Here is a 6,884-nt window from a genome sequence, read left to right on the forward strand (position 1 = left end):
CCGCTGTAGAACTTCCCCCAAGGCCCGTCCGAGGGCCCGAACGGGCAGCACAGCAGGAAGGCGGGTGACGACGATGCACAGGACCGCGGAAGAACGCCGGCGCGAGATCGTGCTGGCCGCACGGCGGGACGGCTCGGTCGACGTCACCGCCCTCGCCACCGAGCTGGATGTGGCCAAGGAGACCGTACGAAGGGACCTGCGCGTCCTGGAGGACCACGGCCTGCTCCGCCGCACCCATGGCGGCGCCTACCCCGTGGAGAGCGCCGGGTTCGAGACGACGCTCGCCTTCCGCGCCACCAGCCACGTCCCCGAGAAGCGGCGCATCGCCACCGCCGCCGCCGAACTGCTCGGCGACGCCGAGACCGTCTTCGTCGACGAGGGCTTCACCCCACAGCTCATCGCCGAAGCACTCCCCCGGGACCGGCCGCTGACCGTGGTCACCGCGTCCCTGCCGGTCGCGGGCGCGCTGGCCGAGACCGACACCGTGTCCGTCCTGCTGCTGGGCGGCCGCGTCCGCTCCGGCACCCTCGCCACCGTCGACCACTGGACGACCAAGATGCTGGCCGGGTTCGTCGTCGACCTGGCGTTCATCGGCGCCAACGGCATCTCCCGCGAACACGGCCTCACCACCCCCGACCCGGCCGTCAGCGAGGTCAAGACCCAGGCGATCCGGGCCGCCCGCCGCACGGTGTTCGCGGGCGTGCACACCAAGTTCGGAGCCGTCAGCTTCTGCCGGTTCGCCGAGGTCGGCGCGCTGGAGACGATCGTGACGAGCACCCTGCTGCCGACGGCCGAGGCCCATCGCTACTCACTGCTCGGACCGCAGGTCATCCGCGTCTGACGCACCCACCCCCCATTCCCCAGGGCGCAGCCACGCCCTGCCATGCCCCTTATCTCCCCATACATCCAGGAGCGATCCATGCGAACCCAGAGCCGACGACGGCCACCGCGAGCCACGCTCGCCATGGCCGCCGCAGGGACGCTGCTCGCCCCGCTGCTCTCCGGCTGCTGGGTCGGCGCGGGCGGGGCCGGATCCGGCGGCGACGCCATCAACGTCCTGATGGTCAACAACCCCCAGATGGTCGAGCTGCAGAAGCTGACCCGTGCCCACTTCACCAAGGAGACGGGCATCAAGGTCAACTTCACCGTCCTGCCCGAGAACGACGTCCGCGACAAGATCAGCCAGGACTTCGCCAACCAGGCCGGCCAGTACGACGTCGCCACGCTGTCCAACTACGAGATACCGATCTACGCCCGCAACGGCTGGCTGCACGAGATGAACTCGTACGTCGCCAAGGACCCGGCGTACGACGAGCAGGACGTCCTGAAGCCGATGCGCCAGTCCCTCTCCGGGGACGACGGCAAGCTCTACGGCCAGCCCTTCTACGGCGAGTCCTCGTTCCTGATGTACCGCAAGGACGTGTTCGAGAAGAAGGGGCTGACGATGCCCGCGCACCCCACCTGGCAGCAGGTGGCGGACCTCGCGGCGCGGGCGGACGGCGCCGAACCGGGCATGAAGGGCATCTGCCTGCGCGGCCTGCCCGGCTGGGGCGAGGTGATGGCCCCCCTGACCACCGTCGTGAACACCTTCGGCGGCACCTGGTTCGACAAGAACTGGAAGGCGCGGCTCGACTCCCCGGCTTTCGAGAAGGCGACGAAGTTCTATGTCGACCTGGTACGCGAACACGGCGAGTCCGGCGCCGCCCAGTCCGGCTTCGCCGAGTGCCTGAACAACATGACCCAGGGCAAGGTCGCCATGTGGTACGACGCCACTTCCGCGGCCGGATCCCTGGAGGCGGCGAACTCCCCGGTCAAGGGCAAGGTCGGCTACGCCCCCGCCCCCGTCGAGAAGACCGGCTCCTCCGGCTGGCTCTACACCTGGGCCTGGGGCATCCAGAACGCCTCCCGCAACACCGACAAGGCCTGGAAGTTCGTCTCCTGGGCGTCCGGCAAGGGCTACGAGGAACTGGTCGGCAACCAGATCGGCTGGTCGAACGTGCCGGCCGGCAAGCGGGCGTCGACCTACACCAACGCCGACTACCGCAAGGAGGCCGCCGCCTTCCAGGAGATGACCAAGGAGGCCATCGAGAAGGCCCGGCCGAACGACCCCGGCGTGCAGCCCCGGCCCGCGCCCGGCATCCAGTTCGTCGGCATCCCCGAGTTCACCGACCTCGGCACCAAGGTCTCCCAGGAGATCAGCGCGGCCATCGCCGGACGCCAGTCCGTCGAGTCGGCCCTGAAGAAGTCACAGGCGCTCGCCGAGAAGATCTCCGAGGAGTACGAGGGACGATGACAGCGATGACGACGGCCCCCGTGGCCACGACCCCCGCGCCCGCGACACGCCCACCCTCCGCCCGGCTGCGCGCCTGGGCGACCCGGGCCCCGCTGCTCCCCGCCCTGATCTTCATGATCGTCGTCACCCAGCTGCCCTTCGTGGCCACGCTGGTGATCTCCTTCTTCGACTGGAACTCCCTCTATCCCGACGCCCGTCACTTCACCGGCCTCGACAACTACCAGGAGGTCCTCACCGACGCGGACCTGCGCCACTCGGTGTGGACGACCGTGCTGCTGACGGTCGCGGTGGTCCTGGCCAGCCTGGTGCTGGGACTCGTCCTCGCCCTGTTGCTGGACCGGAGGTTCCGGGGCCGCGGCTTCGTCCGCACTCTGCTGATCGCCCCGTTCCTGGTGGTGCCGGTGGCGGCGGCACTGCTCTGGAAGCATGTGCTCTACAACCCTGAATACGGTCTTCTCAATGGGTTGTTGCACTATGTGGGCGGCCCACAGCCGGACTGGATCTCCAAGACCCCCCTGCTCGCGGTCGAGGCCTCGCTCGTCTGGCAGTGGACGCCGTTCATGATGCTGATCCTGCTCGCCGGGCTGCAGAGCCGTGACCAGGAGCAGATCGAGGCGGCCCGGGTCGACGGCGCGAGCGACTGGCAGATCTTCGTCCATCTGACGCTCCCGCATCTGCGCCGCTACCTCGAACTGGGCGCTCTGCTGGGCTCGATCTACATCGTCCAGAACTTCGACGCGGTCTTCACGATCACGTCCGGCGGCCTGGGCACCGCCAACCTCCCCTACACCGTCTACCAGAGCTTCTACCAGGCCCACGAGAACGGCCTCGCCTCGGCCGCCGGCGTCCTGGTCGTCATCGGCTCGATCGTGATCGCGACCTTCGCCCTGCGCGTCGTGTCGTCCCTGTTCCGTGAGGAGGTGTCCCGCGCATGAGCACGACCGCACCGCGTGTCCGCCGGGTCCGTGGCAAGGGTGCGGGCCTGGGCCTGCTGGCCTGGCTGCTCGGCATCGCGTTCTTCCTGCCCATCGCGTGGATGGCCCTGACGTCCTTCCACTCGGAAGCCGACGCGGCGACCAACCCGCCGTCCTTCGCGGCGGCCCTGACCCTGGACGGCTACCGCGAGTTCTTCGGCGCGGGCGGCGGCGCCAGCCCATGGCCTGCCCTGATCAACTCGACGGTCGCGTCCGTGGCGTCGACGCTGCTCGTCCTCGCCCTGGCCCTGCCGGCGGCCTACGCGCTGTCGATCAACCGCGTCCGCAAGTGGACCGATGTCCTGTTCTTCTTCCTGTCGACGAAGATGCTGCCGGTCGTGGCGGGCCTGCTCCCGATCTACCTCTTCGCCAAGAACGCCGGGATGCTCGACAACATCTGGCTGCTGGTCATCCTCTACACCTCCATGAACCTGCCGATCGCGGTGTGGATGATGCAGTCGTTCCTCGCCGAGATCCCTGTCGCGGTGATCGAGGCGGCGCGGGTCGACGGGGCCAGACTGCCGACGGTCCTCACTCGCGTGGTCGCCCCGATGGCACTGCCCGGCATCGCGGCGACCGCCCTGATCTGCTTCATCTTCAGCTGGAACGAACTGCTCTTCGCACGGGTGCTGACCGGCGTCGTCGCCGAGACCGCCCCCGTCTTCCTGACCGGCTTCATCACCAGCCAGGGCCTGTTCCTGGCGAAGGTGTGCGCCGCGTCGCTCGTCATCTCCCTGCCGGTGCTCGCCGCGGGGTTCGCCGCCCAGGACAAGCTGGTCCAGGGCCTGTCGTTGGGAGCCGTGAAATGAAGGCCGCCGTCATCGAGTCCGTGGGCAAGGCCGTCGTCGCCGAGGTCCCGGACCCGACGCCAGGGCCGCGGCAGGTCGTCGTGGAGGTCGCGGCCTGCGGGCTGTGCGGCACCGACCTGCACATCCTCCAGGGCGAGTTCGCCCCGAAGCTGCCGATCGTGCCCGGGCACGAGTTCGCCGGCGAGGTGGTCGGGGTGGGTGCCCAGGTCACAGAGGTGTCGGTGGGCGACCGGGTCGCGGTGGACCCGTCCCTCTACTGCTACGAGTGCCGCTACTGCCGCACCGGCCACAACAACCTCTGCGAACGCTGGGCGGCGATCGGCGTCACGACGGCCGGCGGCGCGGCACAGTACGCGGTCGCCCCGGTGGCGAACTGCGTGAAACTCCCCGAGCACGTCCGCACCGAGGACGCGGCGCTGGTGGAGCCGCTGTCCTGCGCGGTACGCGGCTACGACGTGCTCCGATCCCGCCTCGGCGCCCACGTCCTGATCTACGGCTCGGGCACCATGGGCCTGATGATGCTGGAGCTGGCCAAGCGCACGGGCGCGGCGAGCGTGGACGTCGTCGACGTGAACCCGGCCCGCCTGGAGACCGCCCAGCGCCTCGGCGTCTCGGCGGCCGCCGCAAACCCGGACGAACTGGACCGCCCGCAGGGCTGGGACCTGGTCGTCGACGCCACCGGCAACGCGGCGGCGATCCAGGACGGTCTGGACCGGGTGGCGAAGGCGGGAACGTTCCTGCAGTTCGGTGTGGCCGACTACGCGACACGCGTGACGATCGACCCGTACCGCATCTACAACCAGGAGATCACCATCACGGGCTCGATGGCGGTACTGCACAGCTTCGAACGGGCGGCGGAGCTCTTCGCGAACGGCGTCCTGGACCCGGACGTCTTCATCAGCGACCGCATTCCGCTGGAGCGCTACCCGCAGGCCCTGGAGCAGTTCGCGGCCGGGGTCGGCCGGAAGATCGTGGTGGTGCCGTAGGGAGCCGGAGGCGGGGAAACACACGTGGGGTGCGGCCCCCTCTCACCGCACCCCACGTGTTCCCCGCGTCCCCCGCGTCACAGCGGTTGCGCAAGATCCTTCTCCGCCAGTCTTGTGCAGCCGGGCCGCCGGGGGGAACCTCCGCCCGATGCCGATCTCCGACGGATTGATAGCCGAACGGCTGTCAATCGGGGAGGGCGAAAATCGCTGGGGCAGTCCGCCCCGGCCCTCTACGCTCACGGCATGCCGCGCCCTCATGGATTCAGCTACGAGCAGCACGCCGGCGGAACCGTCCTCATCACCCACCACGGCCGCCCCGCCACCACCCTGAACGGCGCCCGGGCCGCGCGGTTCCTGGCCGAGGTCGAGGCCTTTGACCCCCAGCTCGTCATGGCCCGCTGGACCGGCAACTACAAGCGGGGCAACGAACGCACGGCGCGCGATCACCCCCGCAACCGGCGCTGACCCGATTGGGCGCATGGTAAGGGAACGGTAAAACCGCCTCGCTCGTTCACGGGGCATGACAGCTATGACCCCTGGCTCGAACATCCCCCTGTCCGCCGCCCGCGTGACGGTGGACGTCGCCGCTCCCGTGCGGCTCGACGTATCGGGCCTGCTGCTCACCGCCGACGGCAAGGTGCGCTCCGACGACGACTTCATCTTCTACAACCAGCCGTCGGGCCCGGGCGTGACGTACCGCTCCGGCGGCGGCACCTCGCCCGACGCGATCACGGTGGACACGACGGCCGTGCCCCCGGGCATCGAGAAGATCGTCGTGACGGCGAGCCCGGACGCCGCGGGCCAGACCTTCCAGGGCATCGAACCGACGGCCACGATCCGCGGCGCGGACGACGGCTCCGTCCTCGCCACGTTCACGCCGCCGCAGCTCGGCGCCGAGACGGCCCTGGTGATCGTCGAGATCTACCGGCGCAACGGACAGTGGAAGGCCCGCGCCGTCGGCCAGGGATACGCCAACGGCCTCGCGGGCATCGCCACGGACTTCGGAGTCACGGTGGAGGAGCCGGCCGCCCCGGCCCAGCCGGCGGCCCCCGCCCAGCCGATGACCCCGCCCCAGCCGCCGACGGCCGCCCCGGCCCCGCCCGTCTCCGCGCCCGCCGCGCCCGCGGCCCCGGCCACGCCTCCGCCGCCCGCGCCCGGCGCCGGGAAGATCAACCTCGACAAGGGCCGCGTCAGCCTCCAGAAGAACCAGACCGTCTCCCTGATCAAGGGCGGGCGCCCCCTGCTCTCCCAGATCCGGATGGGCCTCGGCTGGGAGCCCGCGTACCGCGGCAAGGACATCGACCTGGACGCCTCGGTCATCGCCTACGGGCCGCAGCGCAACCACATCGACAGCTGCTACTTCGGCAAGCTCCAGATCGTCGGCGGCGCGATCCGGCACTCCGGCGACAACCTCACCGGCGAGGGCGGCGGGGACGACGAGGTCATCACCGTCGACCTCGGCCGTCTCCCCCAGGAGGTCACGGGTTTGGTCTTCACGGTCAACTCCTTCTCCGGCCAGAAGTTCACCGAGGTCGCCAAGGCGTACTGCCGCCTCCTGGACGGCATGACGGGCGAGGAACTGGTCCGCTTCGACCTCACCAGCGCCGAGCCGCAGACGGGCGTGATGATGGCCAAGCTGATCCGCCAGTTCTCCGGCGAGTGGGAGATGACGGCCATGGGCGACTTCGTGAAGTCGCGCACGGTGCGAGGAATGGTGAAGCCTGCGGCCCAGGCGCTGTGACAGGCCAGTTCCCCGCGCCCCTCAAGGGGCGCGGGGGACAGGGCGCCAACCCCCCCCCCCCCAAACCCCCCCACCCCCCGC

The 6,884-nt window shown here is 70.0% G+C and carries 7 protein-coding genes; all 7 read left to right on the forward strand.

Going from position 1 to position 6,884, the window contains the following annotated elements:
• Positions 1-73 precede the first annotated feature (73 nt).
• On the forward strand, positions 74-841 hold the full coding sequence (locus ABZ016_RS41585; protein WP_356921992.1) for a DeoR/GlpR family DNA-binding transcription regulator: 768 nt from the start codon (positions 74-76) through the stop codon (positions 839-841).
• Positions 842-919: 78 nt separating this feature from the next.
• On the forward strand, positions 920-2,293 hold the full coding sequence (locus ABZ016_RS41590; protein WP_356921986.1) for a sugar ABC transporter substrate-binding protein: 1,374 nt from the start codon (positions 920-922) through the stop codon (positions 2,291-2,293).
• Complete coding sequence (locus tag ABZ016_RS41595; protein ID WP_356921987.1) at positions 2,290-3,228, forward strand: sugar ABC transporter permease; 939 nt, start codon at positions 2,290-2,292, stop codon at positions 3,226-3,228. The genes ABZ016_RS41590 and ABZ016_RS41595 overlap by 4 nt, the downstream gene beginning before the upstream one ends.
• Positions 3,225-4,076, forward strand: a complete 852-nt coding sequence (locus tag ABZ016_RS41600) for a carbohydrate ABC transporter permease (RefSeq protein ID WP_356921988.1) — start codon at positions 3,225-3,227, stop codon at positions 4,074-4,076. Before ABZ016_RS41595 ends, ABZ016_RS41600 begins: the two co-directional genes overlap by 4 nt.
• Positions 4,073-5,062, forward strand: coding sequence for a zinc-dependent alcohol dehydrogenase family protein (locus ABZ016_RS41605; RefSeq protein WP_356921989.1), 990 nt, complete (start codon positions 4,073-4,075; stop codon positions 5,060-5,062). The genes ABZ016_RS41600 and ABZ016_RS41605 overlap by 4 nt, the downstream gene beginning before the upstream one ends.
• A gap of 243 nt (positions 5,063-5,305) precedes the next feature.
• On the forward strand, positions 5,306-5,527 hold the full coding sequence (locus ABZ016_RS41610; RefSeq protein ID WP_356921990.1) for a hypothetical protein: 222 nt from the start codon (positions 5,306-5,308) through the stop codon (positions 5,525-5,527).
• Between the two features lie 64 nt (positions 5,528-5,591).
• Positions 5,592-6,803 (forward strand): TerD family protein, encoded by a 1,212-nt coding sequence (locus ABZ016_RS41615; protein WP_356921991.1) that lies wholly within the window; start codon positions 5,592-5,594, stop codon positions 6,801-6,803.
• The last annotated feature ends 81 nt before the right edge of the window (positions 6,804-6,884 follow it).

This window comes from Streptomyces sp. NPDC006372, from assembly GCF_040612515.1.
Taxonomy (GTDB): Bacteria; Actinomycetota; Actinomycetes; order Streptomycetales; family Streptomycetaceae; genus Streptomyces.

Bases quoted from the DNA above. Each gene is read 5' to 3' on its own strand.
- ABZ016_RS41585 (WP_356921992.1), top strand. From the start codon at position 74: ATGCACAGGACCGCGGAAGAACGCCGGCGCGAGATCGTGCTGGCCGCA.
- ABZ016_RS41590 (WP_356921986.1), top strand. From the start codon at position 920: ATGCGAACCCAGAGCCGACGACGGCCACCGCGAGCCACGCTCGCCATG.
- ABZ016_RS41595 (WP_356921987.1), top strand. From the start codon at position 2,290: ATGACAGCGATGACGACGGCCCCCGTGGCCACGACCCCCGCGCCCGCG.
- ABZ016_RS41600 (WP_356921988.1), top strand. From the start codon at position 3,225: ATGAGCACGACCGCACCGCGTGTCCGCCGGGTCCGTGGCAAGGGTGCG.
- ABZ016_RS41605 (WP_356921989.1), top strand. From the start codon at position 4,073: ATGAAGGCCGCCGTCATCGAGTCCGTGGGCAAGGCCGTCGTCGCCGAG.
- ABZ016_RS41610 (WP_356921990.1), top strand. From the start codon at position 5,306: ATGCCGCGCCCTCATGGATTCAGCTACGAGCAGCACGCCGGCGGAACC.
- ABZ016_RS41615 (WP_356921991.1), top strand. From the start codon at position 5,592: ATGACCCCTGGCTCGAACATCCCCCTGTCCGCCGCCCGCGTGACGGTG.